The organism is Flavobacterium sp. LMO6 (genome assembly GCF_009495795.1).
In the GTDB taxonomy this organism is placed as follows: domain Bacteria; phylum Bacteroidota; class Bacteroidia; order Flavobacteriales; family Flavobacteriaceae; genus Flavobacterium.
This window is the reverse complement of sequence record NZ_WIBH01000009.1, coordinates 98294-118120: the sequence shown is the minus strand read 5'-3', so window position 1 is coordinate 118120 and position 19827 is coordinate 98294. Positions and strand designations below refer to the sequence as shown.

Genomic DNA, 19827 nt, shown 5'->3' with positions numbered 1-19827 from the left:
TTTAGTTCGTTTTAAAAAAAATTAGGTTAATTTTTTAGGATTACAAAGTTACAACTTTTCAGAACTATATCAATTCCACTAACTAAAAATCTTAATCAATAATTCCTTTAATAAATCATGTTGCGACATTGAAGAAGCACCAACACCTTTACTTTTAACATCAATTTCACGTAAAGCAGCCACAATAGCACTTACTTTTTTCATTGGATAATTTCTAAAAGCCACTTCATAATCTTTAACAAAATAAGGATTTACCCTTAAAACTTTAGCTGCATTAAATTGTGATTTATCCTTTAATCCGTGATATTGCAATAATTGAGAAAAGAACCCAAAAACCAATCCAGTGGTTACAACTATGGGATTATCTTTTGGGTTTTGCGAAAAATGATCAATTATTTTATACGCTTTCAATTCGTCTTTTTCTCCAATAGCTTTTCGTAATTCAAAATTGTTATAATCTTTACTAAAACCAATATTTTCCTCAATGTCTTTTGGTGTAAACGTGTGCCCTTTAGGTAAAATAATTTTTAGTTTATCTAATTCGTTACTGATTTTAGACAAATCGGTTCCTAAAAACTCTACTAAAATAGCCGCTGCTTTTGGCTCAATACTATAACCTTGACCCGATAAAACTCTTTTAATCCAATCGGGAACTTGATTATCATAAAGTTTTTTACTTTCAAAAACCAATCCAACTTTATCTAAAAGTTTTGTGACTTTTTTTCGCTTGTCTAATGTTTTGTATTTGTAGGCAAAAACCAAAACCGTTGTGGGTTGTGGGTTTTCGGCATAGGCTTCTAATTTATCTATGGTTCTGGATAATTCTTGCGCTTCTCTAACAATAACCACCTGGCGATCGGCCATCATAGGAAAACGTTTAGCACTACCAATTACATCTTCCATTGTAACATCACGACCATATAAAATAGATTGATTAAAATCGCGCTCGTGTTCTTGTAAGACATTTTGCTCAATAAATTCTGTCAATTTATCAATATAATAAGGCTCTTCTCCCATAAAAAAATAAATGGGTTTGATGTTTCCGGCTTTTATATCTTTTGTAATTTGAATTACTTCGTCCATTTTATTGTTTATTGTTTTTGATTTATTGTTTATTGTTAAACTTCAAACCTTTAATTTCAGTTGAATTCAAATATTTCATGAAAGCACCAATTTTATTTTTTACTAATTCAATTTTGACAGACAAATTATCAAATTCACTTTGAGATATTAAATTTTTATCCAAAACTCTATATAGCTGAGATTTCAATTCTCCACAAGAACCTTTTGAAAAACTTAGAAAATTTACAAACTCTCTATTTCCATTTCTTTCAAAACCTTCTGCAATATTATCCATAATAGACCCTGAACTTCTGTCCATTTGGTCTTTCATTGAAAATCTTTTCCCTAAATTTGTAGTTTCAAAAAGTGTTTCAATATCAATACAAATTTCTCTTGATTTATTCCAAATTTCTAAGTCCTCGAATTTTTCTATTTTTGCCATACAACTACAAACAATTAACTATAAACTACAAACATTGAAAAAGTTGAACTTTCCAGTTTATTCCTTTCGGTTCAAAAATAGTGAAAATAAAGTGTCTATTTTTGATGAAATTAGAAAAAAATTTATTCTTCTTACTCCAGAAGAATGGGTGCGTCAACACGTAGTTCAATTTTTGTTACAAGATAAAAAGTATCCAAAATCATATATTAACGTTGAAAAGTCAATTAAAGTAAACGATTTAAGCAAACGATATGATGGCGTTGTTTTTCAACCTAATGGAGAAATATTTTTACTAATTGAATGCAAAGCTCCAGAAGTTCCCATTTCGCAACACACCTTTGACCAAATTGCACGTTATAATTTGGTTTTAAAAGCTAAATATTTAATGGTAACTAATGGATTGAATCATTATTTTTGCCAAATGGATTTTGAAAACGAAAAATATGTTTTTTTGAAGGAACTTCCAGATTTTGATAGATTATAGAACAAAGAAAATAGATAAAAGATGACTCCAAAAATTCTAATGTCACTATTGGCAATATCTGTTCTAATTAAAACTTACAATTTAAAGACTAATTTCAAAAAAGAAATTTCTCTTTTATTATGTTTTTCTATTTTGGTAACTTGGTTTACTTCTGATATTTTTATTTCAATTGGAATAATTAGTTGTATTCTTGCTTCGATTTGGATTACTATAAAAGGATTTACCCTGAAAAATCTCTCTAAAATTGAAAAAGCAAATTTTATTATTTTAGGATTATTCAGTAGCGTCGGATTATTATTTACATATATGAATTGGCCTTTTACTACTTACATTAGTATCTCAATGATCATTCCAATAATTTTATACCTTTACACTTCAATTAAAACAAAATTAAAATTTAACAAAGACTTTTTGTTTCTAAGCATTTTGGTTTTGGATTGTATTATTCGATTTCTAAGAATTTTTTAAATGAATAAAATAGCAGTAGTCATATTAAACTGGAACGGAGCCAAATTATTGGAACAGTTTTTACCTTCGGTAATTGCGTTTTCTAGTGAAGTCACAATTTATGTTGCGGATAACGCATCAACTGATGATTCAATAGAAGTGATTCAAAATCAATTTCCTTCTGTAAAAATGATACAAAATACCGATAATTTTGGTTTTGCAAAAGGCTATAATGAAGCTTTGAAATTTGTTGAAGAAGAATATTACGCTTTAGTAAATTCAGATATAGAAGTTACCGAAAATTGGTTGGCTCCTATTTTAGAAATTTTTGAAACGCAACCCGAAACTGCAATAATTCAACCAAAATTATTAGACTTCAAAAAGAAAACCCATTTTGAGTATGCTGGCGGCGCTGGTGGTTTTATTGATAAATTTGGTTATCCATTTTGTCGTGGAAGAATTTTTGATACCGTTGAAGAAGACAAAAATCAATATGATAATGAAATTGAGATTTTTTGGGCAACTGGAGCCTGTTTTTTCATTAGAAAAGAAGTCTACCGAAAACTAAACGGTTTTGATGATGATTTCTTTGCGCATCAAGAAGAAATTGATTTGTGTTGGAGAGCATTTAATTTAGGCTACAAAGCAAAATATACTTCAAAATCAATTGTTTATCATGTTGGTGGTGCTACTTTAAACGAAGGAAATCCAAGAAAAACTTTTTTAAATTTTAGAAATTCGTTGCTAATGCTAACTAAGAATTTACCAAAAAATCAATTGTTCCCTATTCTTTTTATGCGATTGTGTTTAGATGGTTTGGCGGGAATTCAATTTATTTTGAAAGGAAAATTTAAACATTTTTGGGCAATTATTAAAGCTCATTTTGCATTTTATTCTCTTGTAAATCAATTTTATAAAAAAAGAGCTACTAATCAAAACGAAAAATATTACAAAATAAAGAGTATTGTATACCGCTATTTTATAAAAAATGGCAAAGTATTTGCTGATTTGTTTTAACAATAGTTTAAGTATAAAAATTTCATTTACTTAAACTTCCACTCTAATTTTGTAAAAAATTTTATTCATATGAAAAAAGTAATGTTAATCATCACAATTGTTTCAATGTCTTTAACTTCTTGTGTCTCTAAAAAGAAGTTTACTGAATTAGAAGCAAAAAATAAAGAAATTCAAGATTTATTAAATACCGCTACGGTAAAATTAAACACGTGTTTAACGGAAAGAGAAGCATTAGCTAGTCAAGTTGATTTTCTTAAGAAAAACAATACTGACTTAATCAACAACATGGGGAATTTAACAACTTTAACTACAAAAGGGGCTGAAAATCTTGAAAAATCATTAGAAAGTTTAAAAGAAAAAGATTTAAAAATTAATCGTTTACAAGATGCGTTAACTAAAAAAGACAGTGTTACATTGGCTTTAGTTACCAGTTTAAAACGTGAAGTTGGAATAGACGATCCAGACATTAATATTAATGTTGAAAAAGGGGTTATTATGATTTCTATTGCTGATAACTTATTATTTAAATCAGGAAGTTATGAAGTTAGTGATAAAGCTAAAGGAGTTTTAGCTAAAGTGGCTAAAGTAATTAACAGTAAACCCGACTTTGAATGTATGGTGGAAGGTCATACCGATAATGTGCCAATTAAAAATGCTGTTTTACTAGACAATTGGGATTTATCTGTAAAAAGAGCAACATCAATTGTTAGAGTATTACACAAAGAATTAGGTGTAAATCCAAAACAATTAATTCCAGCAGGAAGAAGCTCTTATATTCCGTTAGTAGAAAATGATTCACCAGCTAATAGAGCAAAAAATCGTAGAACTAAAATTATCATTATGCCAAAAATTGATCAATTTTATGATATGCTTGAAAGCGAAATGAAAAATTTAAGTGGTAAATAAAAAATATAAATTACTAATAAATAGCAAAACCGTTTCAATATTTGAAGCGGTTTTTTATTTTAAAAAGTTTGTAGGAACCAAGTCTCCTATTCGTTTTGAAACAATAGCTCCAGAAAATATAATACTTTCATAATTTGTAAAAACTCCAAATGAATCAACATAAAATTCAGTAGTATAAAACTGTATTTTAGATTGATCGTAGTTGTCAAACAAAATATTAAATTGATTAACAAATTTTGTTTTTATGCCGATACTTTTTTTAGGAACAACTTCAATTTTATACATCCCATTTTCCATTTTGGTTTGTTTAAAATGCGATTGAGGATTGGTAATAAAACTACCTTCGTAAAGGGTAAATTCTTTTTTATTCCAATTATTAGATATTAAATTTCTAAAAAAATGTAAGGTAGAACCTTCGTAAGAATTTAGTCTTCTTTTTAAAACTTTTTTAGTATTTACTAACTCTGTAAACAATGAATTACCGGCAAATTGAAATTGGGTAACAAATTCAGAATTCATGCTAAATTTTTGAAACTTACATTGAAAATCAATTAATTGGTATTCAATCTTATACCCTAAATAGTTGTTAATAATGATTAATGGTTGGTCTGAATAAGCAATTAAGGTCAGGTTTTTCCTGTCATAATCAAAATAAATCTCTTCTTCATTTTCTATTATACAATTTTTTCCTGCCACATTAATTCCTAAAAATTGTTCTCTAAATAGTTTTAGCATTTGCTTTCTTGAAAAAAAGTTTTGTCCTACAACAACTTCTTTCAATTCTTTGATTTCTTCTTTTAATACAACATTTAAAGTTGAAGTAATTTTGTTTATCTGATAGAACTCTGATTTAAAACCAATATTTCTAAAGACTAAAATTGAATTACTTTCCGATGAAATTAATAAAGAAAAATATCCTTTTTCATCTGTAATTGTTCCTATAGTAGAACCATCAACATAAACTGAAACACCAAAAATAGATTCTCCTTTTTCATCTTTAACAAAACCATCTATTTTAGTTTGTGAAAATAAGAATAAGGGAAAAAGTAATATTGCTTGAAGAATAATTTTCATTTTAAATATTATAAAACGTCTAAGCTTCCTTTTCCTTCACGAATAACTTCTGGTTCGTGACCGGTTAAATCGATAATTGTTGAAGCTACATTGTCTCCGTAACCACCATCGATAACCAAATCAACTTTATTTTGCCATTTTTCAAAGATTAGTTCTGGGTCAGTTGAATATTCAATTACCTCATCTTCATCTCGAATAGAAGTTGAAACAATAGGATTTCCGAGCATTTCAACAATTTGTAAGGCAATATTGTTAGCTGGAACACGAATTCCGACTGTTTTTTTCTTTCTAAATTCTCTTGGTAAATCGTTATTTCCTGGTAAAATAAAAGTATAAGGTCCAGGCAAAGCACGTTTTAAAATTTTAAAAGTCGACGTATCAATTTGCTTCACATAATCAGACAAATTACTCAAACTCGAACAAACAAAGGAGAAATTTGCCTTTTCTAACTTAATTCCTTTGATTTTAGCTAATTTTTCAAGTGCACGAGAATTGGTAATATCACAACCTAAACCATAAACAGTATCGGTTGGATAAATCACTAAACCGCCATCTTTTAAAACGGCAACTACTTTTTTAATAGCCGCTTCGCTTGGTTTATCTTCGTATATTTTTATAATTTCTGACATCGTATTTTTGTTTTAAGTTAATTTTGTTTCAAGTTTCAAGTAAACAAAATTAACTTAAAACCTTAAACTTGAAACTTTTTACCCTATTACTTCTAACTTCGCAAATCGCAACAAAAGCTTTTTTAATCCGCCAACATCAAAACGAATTTCGGCTTTTTTATCGGCTCCAATTCCTTCAATGTTTACAATTTGTCCCTTTCCAAAACGTTCATGCATTACGATATTTCCAACTGCTAAATTAGAATCTACTACATTGGAACTTCCTGAATTGCTTGAAACAGGTTTTAATCGTCTAATATTGGCTGAAGAAACGGGTTCATCTTGCGTTAAATATTTTGGTGGTGTTCCTGCAGTTGGTTTAGCTAATCGTAATTTCGATTTATCAATATCACCAAAAACATCAATATCCATAACTGGTTTGTAACGATAACCTGAATCGACCGGATTCAAATATTCTAAATATTCATCGTTGATTTCTTCAATAAAACGTGAAGGTTCACTATCTACTAATTTTCCCCAACGGTAGCGCGATTGCGCATACGTTAAATACGCTTGATGTTCAGCTCGCGTTAAAGCAACATAGAATAAACGACGTTCTTCTTCTAATTCGCTTCGGGTATTCAAACTCATCGCACTTGGAAATAAATCTTCTTCCAATCCAACAATAAACACATGCGGAAATTCTAATCCTTTTGCTAAGTGAATCGTCATTAGCGCTACTCTATCATCATCACCAGTGTCTTTATCTAAATCGGTTGCCAAAGCTACATCTTCCATAAATTCGGCTAATGCACCACGAGCACCATCAATTTCTTTTTGGCCTTCGGTAAAATCTTTAATACCGTTAAGTAACTCTTCTATATTTTCAATTCGTGCAATTCCTTCTGGAGTTCCGTCTTTCTTTAATTCTTGAACCAATCCGGTTTTCTTCGTTACATGATCGGTTAAGAAAAACGCATCTTGATTTTCATTGATGACTTGAAAACTTTTAATCATGGTCACAAAATCATTCAACTTTGCTTTTGTTCCCGAATTTAGTTTTAAATCAATTTTATCAATGTGTTCCATTACTTCAAAAATAGAACGCTTGTAATGATTGGCTGCAACTGTTAATTTCTCAACCGTTGTATCTCCAATTCCTCTGGCCGGATAATTAATAACTCGTACTAAAGCTTCTTCATCTTTTGGATTAATCACCAAACGCAAATACGCCAAAACATCTTTGATTTCCTTACGTTGATAAAACGACAATCCACCATAAATTCGGTACGGAATATCGCGTTTACGTAATGCATCTTCCATAGCACGTGATTGCGCATTGGTTCGGTACAAAATAGCAAATTGCCCATTATGCATTTGGTTTTGCATCTTTTGTTCGAAAATAGTTGCTGCAACAAAACGCCCTTCTTCTCCATCGGTTAAACTACGGTGCACTTTTATTTTGGGTCCGTCATCATTCGATGTCCAAACGATTTTATCTAACTTGGTTTTGTTCTTATCAATTACATTATTAGCGGCTTCAACAATATTTTTTGAAGAACGATAATTTTGTTCCAAACGATACATTTGTACGTTTTCGTAATCCTTCTGAAAATTTAAAATATTATTAATGTTAGCTCCACGGAACGCATAAATACTTTGGGCATCATCTCCTACCACACAAATGTTTTGAAATCTATCTGACAACGCACGAACAATTAAATATTGCGAGTGATTCGTATCTTGGTACTCATCTACTAATATATATCGAAAACGATCTTGATATTTGGCTAATACATCTGGAAAAAGATTTAGTAATTCGTTTGTTTTCAATAACAAATCATCAAAATCCATTGCTCCCGATTTAAAACAACGCTCCACATATTGCTGGTAAATTTCACCCATTCGTGGTTTTTTACTCATGGCATCTGCTTCCTGCAATTCTGGATTATTAAAATAAGCTTTTACGGTAATTAAAGAGTTTTTATATGATGAAATTCGGCCTAAAATTTGCTTTGGTTTATAAATATCTTTATCCAACTGCATTTCTTTGATGATTCCACCCAAACAACGCAAAGAATCTTGAGAATCATAAATCGTAAAATTTGATGGATACCCTAACTTATCTGCTTCACTTCGTAAAATTTTAGCAAATACCGAGTGAAAAGTTCCCATCCAAAGGTTTTTAGCTTCATTATTACCAACAATATCAGCAATACGTTTTTTCATTTCACGCGCCGCTTTGTTGGTAAAGGTTAAGGCTAAAATATTAAATGCATCTACACCCTGACTCATCAAGTTAGCAATACGAACGGTTAGTACACGTGTTTTACCAGAGCCAGCACCAGCAATAACAATCATGGGTCCGTCTTTTTGTAAAACAGGCAACTGTTGTGCTTCATTTAACTGGCTGATATATTTTTGCATTTCCTTCATCTTTCCCAATAACTTTTAACTAATTTACAAAAATACGTTATGAAAAGGGTTAATACAAGTTTTTAAAAAAATTAGATGATGGAAGATGTATGATGGGTGTTGGAGTTTAGAAATTTGAAATTGAATTTGATTTTTGAATTTGATTTTTGATAATTTTAATCTTAATTTGTATTGAAATTAAATTATTTAAATTATGACAATCGAAGATAAATTATTAGAAATAGCGGCTTATACATTACCTGCATTAATTACGGGTGGTGTTGCTTTTGTAATGATGCAAAAATTTTATAATAGTGAGGAAAGTAAACGCAAATTTGAATTATTAAGAGAAAATCAAAAACAAGCCTTACCTATTCGATTACAAGCTTATGAGCGAATGGTTTTGCTTTTAGAACGCATTAATCCTGCACAATTGCTAATTCGTGTTGCACCAACAGGAAAAAACAAGGATGATTATGCTACATTATTATCGCATCACATTCAAACCGAATTTGAACATAATTTAACGCAACAAATTTATCTTACAGCTGAAACTTGGGATATTGTATTAAAAGCAAAAAATAGTACCGTTCAAATGATTCGAAAAAATGCTATTCGAGAAGATGTTGCTGATGCTGACAAAATGAGAGAAGCCATAATGATAGAATTAACAGAAACCGAAGCGCCAAGTAATATTGCCATTAGCTATTTAAAAGAAGAGTTGAAAAGAGTTTTTTAAACAAAAATCCCGATTTGAAGCTCGGGATTTTGTATATTAATTATCTCTAATTACGTGAGCTATTCCAGTAATTGTATGGGTTTGATTGTCTATAATTGATTGATAAGAACCGTAAAAACTCACATCTATAAAGTCGCCTACATTTCCAAATGAATTCAAAGTAAAGATAATGGAAGTTGATGATTGATCTATTAATCCAACATCACTACCTTCAATACTAAAAGTAATTTGATTGCCTAAAGTATTTGAATTGCACCAAATTAATATACCACTTTGAACAGAGTTATTAAATGTTGAAATAGATAAACCGTTTGGGGAGTAACTAACATCAATATTACCCAAATGATAAATTGTTGCATCATTATCAATTTGATAACTTATAAACTCTGATATTGCATTACAAGTCATTAAATTACCAACATTAACTACCATAGTATTTAATGGATAAATATAATTGATTTGGCCTGTTGTTTGTAAACTAGAAAAATCAAATCCGGTTAGTGTATAATTTAAATCCGGTAAACAATACATTGAATTAATAGTAAAATCTCCGTTTGCATCTGTTGGAACATATCTTTTATGATAATTTCCATATTCTAGAACAACATAGCCACTTGTAACATTTACACTGTTACAATCTTTTAAATTTCCTTCTACTGTAACTAAGTTTGCACTTCCATTTGGCGTATAAATTAAATTTACATTATTGATTGAATTGGCTGATAAAGTTCCAATAGGTAAATAAATCAGATTTTCACAAGCATCAATTAGTACGGCATTTAAATTTTCATTTGCAGGAACATAACCTCTAGTAAATCCATTAACATCAGTCAATTGAGAAAAAGAAACACTAGTATTAGCTCGCTGAATACTAACATTTGAATAGGATAAAGGATTGTTATTGTTATCTTTAATTGTTAAATTCAAAAAAGTTCTAGTTAAAAACTGATCGCAATTCCACCAAGAAAAATGGGAAACATTTCCTACATAATAATCACCTTGTTTACTAGCTTCTCCTTCTTCTTTCCAATAGCCATTTACTTCATCAAAATGCCATAATGGAATTGTATTTTCAGCTGAAGAAGTTTGAGTTACATCTATCTTCATTGCAATTTGTGCTGTATGTTCTGCAGCAATTTGCAATTTTTGTCCACTGTTCCCTTTTAATTCAACATGCAGCATACCAAAAGTCTCCAAAACTTTTGCCGAGCCATCTAATGCTTCTGCATATAACATTCCAGGCATTAAATCCATTAAATCTTCATTAGATGTTTCTAAATGATAGGCAAAAACGCTTACATCTCCACTATATAAATTACCGCTTTCATCCTCAAAAGCTCCATCAAAATTAATTTTGGTTTGATTTGGTAATGTTACTTCGCTATTCTGCCCAGACTGAACAATAGCGACTGGAATTGAAGCAATCATCATAATCTTAACTTGATTCATCCCAGTTGTTGGAACTAAAGACCTTGAGCCATTAATAAAACCTACTTTATTTGCTTTTATGTAGGCTAATTTTTCATAAACAAATGCATTTTTTATTATAAAAATTCCGTTTTCATCGGTTTGTACAGCACTAGTCCCTATTGTAACTGTAACATTTTGAATTGGGTTATTATTCTCATCTACAATTTCTCCCATAAAATCTCTAGAAACCTGATTACCAAAATTTTCAGTAAATGAATTTGAAGAATTGTTATTCAAATTATCATCGATATCAGTACAACTCGCAAAAAAAGTAGTAACTAATAGTAAAAGAGAGAGTTGTTTGATTTTTTTCATAAGAAAGAGAATAATGGTTTATTTATAAGATACCATATAAACAAAAAGGTTGCGTACTATTATAATTTCTCATTCAAAAACTTAAAATATAATTCTTTCATGGTTTCATCTGAAGTTTCTGCAATTGTTTCAACCGTTTTACGATATTCTGGATTTTTAAGAAATTCACGGATTTTTGTTCTTGCAAAAAGTGTAAATTGCCATTTGTGATGTTGTGTTGCTAAAAATAATTGTGTAATTACTTTTTTATTCATGAAATCAATTGAAAGAAGAGTTTCCAAAGCATTTTGCCTTATAGAACTTTCATATTGAGCAGATGCATAATGCAACAATTCTAAATAAAAATCTAACCTTTGATTTTCAAACTCTGGAGTTTCGTAGGCTAACTTTAACCATGTAATACGTAAACTTTTATCGTTATTACCTATTAAACGTCTCATTTGAAATAAATACTTTTCTCTTTCTTCAGGAAAGTTTGTACATAAATTGACTAACGCAATTTCTTTAGTAACATACGAATTATCATTTAGTAAAGATTCGTATTGCAATTTAAACGCTTCTGGTATAACAGCAGTAGATTCTGTAACCGCTCTTCTAACTAAAACATCATTTGTGGCTAAAGCAGATTCTAAAATTACTTTTCTTTCATCAAAAGGAAGATGTATTGTTTGATATACAATGTATTGTTTGATAGGATAATAAGCATCTGATTTTAAAATTTCAGTTAATTCAGCTAGTGATTTTTTACTTTTTCTCAAAGCATAATACTCTTGAAGAAACTTATTTTTAAACAGGTATTTTTGAGCGATTTCCATTTCAAAACCTGAAGTCTCTAGCCAAACTTTTTTGAAATTTTCCACATCATAACCTGAAACATCTTTCACTATTTTCAGGAAATCATCAGTATTGACATTCTTATATTTATATTTTTTTAAATACTTTTTTACGGCTTTTTGGAAATTCTTTGTACCAATGTCTTCACGTAAAACATGTAAAGCCCAAGCGCCTTTTTTGTAAAATGATAGCGAACTCGCCTTTTCGTTCATCACAGGAATAGAATCCGTTTTAGAGGCGCGTTTTAATTGTTGTGCATAATCATTTAACGCTTCATAGAAATAATCATCTCCAAACAAATGACGTTCGGCTAGTAAAGCATAATAGGTTGCAAAACCTTCTTGTAGCCAATGGTGTTTTCCTGATTGCGCCGTAATTAAATCACCAAACCATTGATGTGCCAGCTCGTGTGCATTTACATTTATATAATTTCTATCGTTAAAACCGATGGAATCCACCACAAAATCTTGCGAAAAAATGGTTGAAGTTGTATTTTCCATTCCCGCATATAAAAAATCACGAACCGGAACTTGTCGATAAATGCCCCAAGGATACTTCACGCCTATTTCTTTTTCCAAATAATTAAACATTTCTTTAGAATAACGATACGTGGGTTCAAATTTGGAAATATCTTTTTTATCAACATAAAATTCCAAGGGTGTTCTTGATTTTGTTTTTGCGGTTTGTTTTTCAAAATTTCCAATGGACAACATTACTAAATAAGATGACATTGGTTTTTGCATTTCAAATGCATCATAATCCATATACATTACCTCAGGTTTTCTTTTTAATAGACCATTAGAAATAACTTTTAAATAAGGATTTACATCCGAAATTAAAATATTAAAAATAACTTTTTCATTCACGTCATCAAAGCTCGGCAACCAGTGACTCGTATAACGCCCTTGACCTTGGGTCCAAATCTGAAGATTTTCACCTTCTCCTGTAAAATAAAGCGTTTGCAACGGTTTTGCGGAATAGTTCAATCTTAATTTGTTTTTCCCTTTTTTAAATCCTTCAAATAAATCCAATGTTTTACCTGAATTTTTAAATTTTACGGATTTTCCATTGATCATAACTCCCGAAAACTCCATGTTTTTAGCATCGATTTTGATGGTATCGATTGCTTTTTTTACTTTAAATTCATAAACAACATCCCCATAAATTGATTTTTCTGAGGCATATGGAGAAACTGAAGCATCACATTTTATAAAATCAACTTTATCAGTTTGTTGTGCTAATGAAAAACTTATGAAAAATAAGAAAAAAAGAATACGATACATTTCAATGAATTTTAATAATTCACGAATATAAACATTTTCAATTTCTCTCATTTCAAAATTGTAAAATATGAGTTATCTTCGCTTTTGGTTTTAGAAATCAGATGAATCTGATTTTCTATGTTAACTCTGAAAAGTGAAACGCCCTAAATCTAGAGTTAGTTAAACTTATGTGCCTATGTGTTTTCAAATTATAAATATTGAACAACAAATTCTGAACTCTAAATATTGAAATGAACTTACTCGAAACTCCCATAGAATATCTCAAAGGCGTTGGTCCGCAGCGTGGCGATTTATTGCGCAAGGAGTTGGGCATTCATAAATATGCTGATTTGCTGAATTTATTTCCTAATCGTTATATTGATAGAACGCGTTATTACAAAATAAACGAACTACAAAACAGTAACTCGGAAGTTCAAATCGTTGGGAAAATCATCAATATCAAAACGGTTGAGCAAGGAAAAGGACGTTCGAGATTAGTAGCTACTTTTATTGATGATACGGGCCAAATGGAATTGGTGTGGTTTCAAGGACAAAAATGGATTCGCGAAAGCATCAAAATCAATATTCCGTATGTGATTTTTGGAAAAGTAACCCAATTTGGCGCTACATACAATATGGCGCATCCTGAAATGGAATTTTTAGACGAACACAAAGCTAGCCTTCGTTCGGCGATGCAACCCGTTTATCCAAGCACTGAAAAACTTGGAAACAAAGGGATCTCAAACAAAGTCATCAATAAAATGATGCAACAATTGTTTGGGGAAACCCAAGCTATGTTTTCGGAAAATTTACCGAATTACCTTTTAGACGAATTAAAGTTGATACCAAAAAATGCGGCTTTATTCAATATACACTTTCCAAAAAGTCAAGATTTATTGGCAAAAGCGCAATTCCGATTGAAGTTTGAAGAGTTGTTTTTCATTCAATTGCAATTGATTACGAAGAACCTTATTCGCAAACACAAAATCAAAGGATTACCTTTTGAACGCGTAGGTGAAAACTTCACGGATTTCTATAACAATCATTTACCTTTTGATTTAACGAATGCGCAAAAACGTGTTTTAAAAGAAATCCGTAACGACTTAGGAAGTAATGCTCAAATGAATCGTTTATTACAAGGCGATGTTGGTTCCGGAAAAACAATCGTGGCGTTAATGTGTATGTTGTTGGCAAAAGATAATGGTTTTCAAAGCTGTTTAATGGCTCCGACAGAAATCTTAGCCAATCAACATTTCAACGGATTATCTGAATTACTAAATCCCGAAACTTCGGGACTAAACATAACGATAAAAATTCTAACAGGTTCCACTAAAACAGCAGAGCGAAAAATTATTCACGAAGCATTAGAAAACGGAACTTTAGATATTTTAATCGGAACTCATGCTTTGTTAGAAGACAAAGTACAATTTCAAAATTTAGGTTTAGCCATTATTGATGAACAGCACAGATTTGGAGTGGAACAGCGTTCAAAACTTTGGAAAAAAAATGATGTTCCTCCACATGTTTTAGTAATGACAGCAACTCCTATTCCACGTACCTTAGCTATGAGTTTGTATGGCGATTTAGATATTTCAGTAATTGACGAATTGCCTCCAGGAAGAAAACCGATACAAACGGTTCATAGGTATGATTCCAATCGATTAAAAGTTTGGAAATTTATAAAAGATGAAATTGCAAAAGGTCGTCAAATTTATATTGTATATCCTTTAATTCAGGAATCCGAAAAAATGGATTATAAAGATTTGATGGATGGTTATGAAAGTATCTCGAGAGATTTCCCTTTACCACACTATTCTATTTCCATTGTTCATGGAAAAATGAAACCTGCCGATAAAGACGAAGAAATGCGTCGCTTTGCAGAAGGAAAAACCAATATTATGGTAGCCACTACAGTAATTGAAGTTGGTGTAAATGTTCCTAACGCTTCTGTTATGATAATTGAAAGTGCGGAACGTTTTGGTTTATCGCAATTGCATCAGTTACGCGGTCGTGTAGGCCGTGGTGCTGAACAAAGCTATTGTATTTTAATGACAAGTCATAAATTAAGTAACGATAGTAAAATCCGAATGGAAACAATGGTTCGAACTAATGACGGTTTCGAAATTTCGGAAGTAGATTTAAAACTTCGTGGTCCAGGAGATATCATGGGCAAACAACAAAGTGGTGTTTTAAACTTGCAAATTGCTGATTTGGTTAAAGATAAAGACATTCTTCAATTGGCTAGGCATCACGCCACAAAACTTCTAAAAGAAGATGCTCCAATGGAAAAACCAGAACATGCAAAATTGAGAGCAGCTTTTATCGAATTAAGCAAAAAGAAAACCATTTGGAATTACATTAGCTAAGCTGTATTTTTCAAACTATTATTCACTTAAACATTTAAACTTCTTTAAACATTTGTATCTACAACTATGTTAAATTAATGGTAAGTTATATGGTTTTTAAAACGTAAAAGTTAGCTTTGTAATCTATAAATAAAAACTCACATGAATTTAAAAAAATTTAGTATCTCTATTATAGTTATTTTGTTATTAGGATTGATTGTGTATCGAATTTTTTCTAATGTAGAAGAAGAATCAAAAAATAATGATAAAGGTGGAAAAAAATCACCAATGGCTGTAAATGCAATTGTAATATCTGAGATGGACTATGCTAATACAATTTCACTTTCGGGTTCTATTGAAGCAAATGAAACAGTTGAAATTAGAAGTGAAGTATCGGGAGTTGTAGAAAAAATATATTTTACAGAAGGCACAAATGTTAGTAAAGGTCAAGTTTTAATTAAGGTTAACGATATTGAACTACGTGCCCAACTTTCGCAGGCACAAACCCGTCAGAGTTTAGCTGGTGAAAATGAAAGAAGAGCTAAATTATTACTTCAAAAAGAAGCCATTAGTCAAGAAGAATACGATATTGCTAGTGCAGAATTTAGAAGCTTAAAAGCGCAAACACAATTAATACAAGCTCAAATTGCTAAAACAACAATAAGAGCTCCGTTTTCTGGAAAAATTGGTTTACGAAACATATCACCAGGAACGTATGTAACTCCTTCTCTTTTGATTACAAATTTGGTAAATACCAATCAATTGAAAATTACTTTTTCTATTCCTGAAAAATATGCTGCTAAGGTGCAAGTTAATTCTATTATTAAATTTAAAGTTGCCGGAACTTCAGAAGAATTTGAAGCTAAAATTTATGCTATAGAACCAAGTATCGATATTACAACTAGAACCTTGCAAGTTAGAGCGGCAACAGAAAATAAAAATAATTCACTTTTTCCTGGAACCTATGCAAATGTAGAATTGCCATTAGATGTTGTAAAAAATGCAATATTAATTCCTACCGAAGCTATAATTCCAATTCAAAATGGAAAAAAAGTGTTTGTTGCCGTAAATAATATGGCAACTGAAAGAAGGATCAAAACAGATACTAGAACCGAAAACAATGTTTTAGTAATAGAAGGATTAAAAAAAGGCGACACTCTTATTACGAGTGGTATTATGAGTTTAAAAGCAGATGCTCCTGTAAAAGTAACATTACAATAGATAGTATTTCTATTTAATAAAAAATAAATTCATGAGTTTATCAACCTTAAGCATAAAAAGACCGGTATTAACTATTGTACTAAATTTAACCATTATTCTTTTTGGTTTTATTGGATACAAGTTTTTAGGCGTTAGAGAATATCCATCAATTGATCCTGCTCAAATTTCTGTACGAACCAATTATACAGGTGCTAATGCCGATATTATTGAATCGCAAATTACAGAACCATTAGAAAAAGCTATTAATGCTATTGATGGTATTAAAAACATTACTTCTTCTAGTAATCAAGGGAGTAGCATCATTACAATTGAGTTCAACTTAGATAAAGATTTAGAAGCGGCAGCCAATGATGTGCGTGATAAAGTGTCACAAGCTGTTAGAAGTTTGCCAGAAGATATAGATTCGCAACCTATTGTATCAAAAGCAGATGCAAATAGTGAAGCCATCATTTCAATGACCGTTCAAAGTAAAACTAAAAGTGCTTTAGAATTAAGCGATTATGCAGAAAATGTAATTAGTCAACGCTTAGAAACTATTCCTGGAGTAAGTGGTATTCAAATTTGGGGACAAAAACGATATGCAATGCGATTATGGATTGATCCTGATAAATTAGCGGCATATGGTATTACAGTAGCCGATGTTAGAACCGCACTTAATACTCAAAATGTAGAACTTCCTTCCGGAAAAATAACTGGTAATAATACTGAATTAACAGTAAAAACTATTGGAAATTTAACTTCTGAAAAAGAATTTAACGATATTATTATTCGGTCTGAAAATGATAAAATTGTAAGATTAAGTGATATTGGAAGAGCAACGCTTGAGGCTGAAAATATTGAAACTCAAATGACACAATCGGGTAAGCCACTTGTTGGTGTAGCCATTGTTCCTTTGCCTGGAGCTAATTATTTAGATATTTCAAATGCTTTTTACAAAGAATTTGATCAATTAAAGAAAGACCTTCCTAAAGATATCGAATTAAATATTGCAATCGACACCACAACTTTTGTTAAAAGATCAGTTACAGAAGTAGCCGAAACGTTAGCTATTTCAATACTATTAGTAATCTTAATTATTTACTTGTTTTTTAGAGATTGGGCCATTGCATTTCGACCATTAATAGATATTCCGGTTTCACTAATTGCTACTTTCTTTATTATGTGGCTTTTCGGGTTTTCAATCAATGTACTAACACTTTTGGCTATTGTATTGGCAACCGGTTTGGTGGTAGATGATGGTATTGTAGTTACAGAAAATATCTATAAAAAAGTAGAAGAAGGCATGTCGCCAATTGAAGCGGCAATAAAAGGGTCAAACGAAATATTTTTTGCGGTAATTTCTATATCAATTACACTAGCAGCCGTATTTTTACCTGTAATCTTCTTAGAGGGATTTGTTGGACGATTATTTAGGGAATTTGGAATTGTTATTGGAGCAGCTGTATTGGTTTCAGCTTTTGTTTCCTTGACTTTAACACCTATGTTAAATGCGTATTTAATGAAAGGTGGCGAACAAAAAAAGTCGAAATTTTATTTGACAACCGAACCCTATTTTGAAAAATTAAATACAACTTATGCTTCTAATTTAAAACGTTTTATTCCTAAAAAAGGATGGAGTATTGCTATTATAGTAGGATGTTTTGGATTAATTTTTCTCTTTTTCTCTATTTTACAAAAAGAAACGGCTCCTTTAGATGATCGAAGTGGGTTTGTTATGCGAATGTCTACTCCAGAAGGTGCTTCATACGAATATACCAATCGATTTATGCAAGAAATGTCACAATTAGTTGATGATTCTATTCCAGAGAAACAAGTAAGTTTGGTAATCTCATCTCCTGGTTTTGGCGGAACATCATCTGTAAATAGTGGTTTTATTCGAATTTCATTAAAAAATCCTGATGGTAGAGAAAAATCGCAAATGGAAATCGCTGATGAATTAGGTAAATGGGTTAAACGCTATCCTGATGCTAAAACATCTGTAATTCAACAACCTACCATATCAGTAAGTCGTAGAGGTGGTTTACCAATTCAATATATTATTCAAGCTCAAAACTTTGAAAAATTGCAAGAGAAGATTCCGGTTTTTATGGATGAAGTAAATAAAAACGGAACATTCTCTATGGCCGATGTTAATTTGAAATTTAATAAACCTGAAATTAATGTAACGATTAATCGTGAAAAAGCGGAAAGTTTAGGAATATCGGTTTTAGATATTGCACAAACACTTCAATTATCGCTAAGTGGACAACGCTTTGGGTATTTCATGAAAAATGGAAAACAATATCAAGTAATCGGACAATTTGATCAACAAGATCGCTCAAAACCGCTGGATTTAACCTCAATGTTTGTGAGAAACAACAAAGGAGAATTAATTCAAATGGATAATGTAGTAGAAATTGAAGAAAAAAGTAATCCACCACAATTGTATCATAACAATCGATACATGTCGGCAACTGTTTCGGCTGGTTTAGCACCTAGCAAAAGTATTGGCGATGGAATTGAAGCTATGAATGAGATAAAAGAACGTGTTTTAGATAAATCTTTTACTACCGATTTAGGTGGCGAATCGAGGGATTTTGTTGAGAGTAGCTCTAATACTTCTTTCGCTTTCGGTTTAGCTTTATTACTAATCTATTTGATATTAGCCGCTCAGTTTGAAAGTTTCATAGATCCGTTTATTATTATTTTAACAGTTCCAATGGCTGTCGCAGGCGCTTTATTTTCACTATGGTTATTTGGACAAACTTGGAATATCTTTAGTCAAATTGGAACCATCATGTTAATTGGATTGGTAACTAAAAACGGAATTCTGATAGTAGAATTTGCCAACCAACTTCGAGAACAAGGAAAATCGAAATACGATGCTATTTTAGAGGCTTCAGAAGCGCGTTTACGACCAATTTTAATGACGAGTTTAGCAATCGCTTTAGGAGCTTTACCCATTGCTTTATCGCTTGGAGCGGCTTCGGCAAGTAGAATGGGAATGGGAGTTGTAATTGTAGGCGGAACGATGTTTTCGTTAATTTTAACTTTATTCGTAATTCCTACCATTTATTTAATGTGGTCGAGAGCTAAAAAACACCGACCAGAATTTGATAATTTAGATGCTTTAGAGAAATAAAATAAACCGCAGATTCGTAAATTAAAATATTAAGAATAATTTGAATCGTCATCATTAATATACGT

14 protein-coding genes are annotated in these 19827 nt (G+C 31.0%); 7 read left to right on the top strand and 7 right to left on the bottom strand.

What is annotated here, in order from left to right; translation table 11 throughout:
• Positions 1-78: 78 nt before the first annotated feature.
• Positions 79-1083 (bottom strand): DNA polymerase III subunit delta, encoded by a 1005-nt coding sequence (holA, locus tag GFJ99_RS10485; RefSeq protein WP_153208662.1) that lies wholly within the window; start codon positions 1081-1083, stop codon positions 79-81.
• 22 nt (positions 1084-1105) lie between these two features.
• Entirely contained in the window at positions 1106-1504 is a 399-nt protein-coding gene (locus tag GFJ99_RS10480) for a four helix bundle protein (protein ID WP_153208661.1), read from the bottom strand.
• Between the two features lie 34 nt (positions 1505-1538).
• On the opposite strand from GFJ99_RS10480, the gene GFJ99_RS10475 reads away from it, so the two are divergent.
• From GFJ99_RS10475 to GFJ99_RS10465, 3 genes are all read left to right on the top strand, one after another.
• Positions 1539-1988 (top strand): type I restriction enzyme HsdR N-terminal domain-containing protein, encoded by a 450-nt coding sequence (locus GFJ99_RS10475; protein ID WP_153208660.1) that lies wholly within the window; start codon positions 1539-1541, stop codon positions 1986-1988.
• 468 nt (positions 1989-2456) lie between these two features.
• On the top strand, positions 2457-3452 hold the full coding sequence (locus tag GFJ99_RS10470; protein ID WP_153208659.1) for a glycosyltransferase family 2 protein: 996 nt from the start codon (positions 2457-2459) through the stop codon (positions 3450-3452).
• A 69-nt stretch (positions 3453-3521) separates the two neighbouring features.
• Positions 3522-4358, top strand: a complete 837-nt coding sequence (locus GFJ99_RS10465; protein WP_008258145.1) for an OmpA family protein — start codon at positions 3522-3524, stop codon at positions 4356-4358.
• Between the two features lie 54 nt (positions 4359-4412).
• Here GFJ99_RS10465 and GFJ99_RS10460 read toward each other — a convergent pair whose 3' ends face one another.
• The 3 genes from GFJ99_RS10460 to GFJ99_RS10450 form a co-directional block, all read right to left on the bottom strand.
• Complete coding sequence (locus GFJ99_RS10460; RefSeq protein ID WP_153208658.1) at positions 4413-5432, bottom strand: carboxypeptidase-like regulatory domain-containing protein; 1020 nt, start codon at positions 5430-5432, stop codon at positions 4413-4415.
• Positions 5433-5440: 8 nt separating this feature from the next.
• Entirely contained in the window at positions 5441-6061 is a 621-nt protein-coding gene (locus tag GFJ99_RS10455) for an L-threonylcarbamoyladenylate synthase (protein WP_153208657.1), read from the bottom strand.
• A 78-nt stretch (positions 6062-6139) separates the two neighbouring features.
• Positions 6140-8467 carry an ATP-dependent helicase gene (locus tag GFJ99_RS10450; RefSeq protein WP_153208656.1) on the bottom strand — a complete coding sequence of 776 codons (2328 nt, stop codon included), beginning with the start codon at positions 8465-8467 and terminating at the stop codon, positions 6140-6142.
• A gap of 202 nt (positions 8468-8669) precedes the next feature.
• On the opposite strand from GFJ99_RS10450, the gene GFJ99_RS10445 reads away from it, so the two are divergent.
• Positions 8670-9194, top strand: a complete 525-nt coding sequence (locus tag GFJ99_RS10445) for a hypothetical protein (RefSeq protein WP_008258141.1) — start codon at positions 8670-8672, stop codon at positions 9192-9194.
• Positions 9195-9230: 36 nt separating this feature from the next.
• On the opposite strand, the gene GFJ99_RS10440 is transcribed toward GFJ99_RS10445, so the two are convergent.
• Positions 9231-10979: a hypothetical protein gene (locus GFJ99_RS10440; protein WP_153208655.1), complete on the bottom strand. Its 1749-nt coding sequence runs from the start codon at positions 10977-10979 to the stop codon at positions 9231-9233.
• Positions 10980-11038: 59 nt separating this feature from the next.
• Complete coding sequence (locus GFJ99_RS10435) at positions 11039-13147, bottom strand: M1 family metallopeptidase (RefSeq protein WP_153208654.1); 2109 nt, start codon at positions 13145-13147, stop codon at positions 11039-11041.
• A 179-nt stretch (positions 13148-13326) separates the two neighbouring features.
• Between GFJ99_RS10435 and recG the strand changes: the two genes are divergently transcribed.
• The 3 genes from recG (at position 13327) to GFJ99_RS10420 (ending at position 19762) form a co-directional block, all read left to right on the top strand.
• Positions 13327-15441 carry an ATP-dependent DNA helicase RecG gene (gene recG, locus GFJ99_RS10430; protein ID WP_153208653.1) on the top strand — a complete coding sequence of 705 codons (2115 nt, stop codon included), beginning with the start codon at positions 13327-13329 and terminating at the stop codon, positions 15439-15441.
• Between the two features lie 141 nt (positions 15442-15582).
• The gene (locus GFJ99_RS10425) at positions 15583-16641 is read left to right on the top strand and encodes an efflux RND transporter periplasmic adaptor subunit (RefSeq protein WP_153208652.1); all 1059 of its coding nucleotides are present in this window, start codon (positions 15583-15585) and stop codon (positions 16639-16641) included.
• 31 nt (positions 16642-16672) lie between these two features.
• The gene (locus tag GFJ99_RS10420) at positions 16673-19762 is read left to right on the top strand and encodes an efflux RND transporter permease subunit (protein WP_153208651.1); all 3090 of its coding nucleotides are present in this window, start codon (positions 16673-16675) and stop codon (positions 19760-19762) included.
• Positions 19763-19827: the final 65 nt, after the last annotated feature.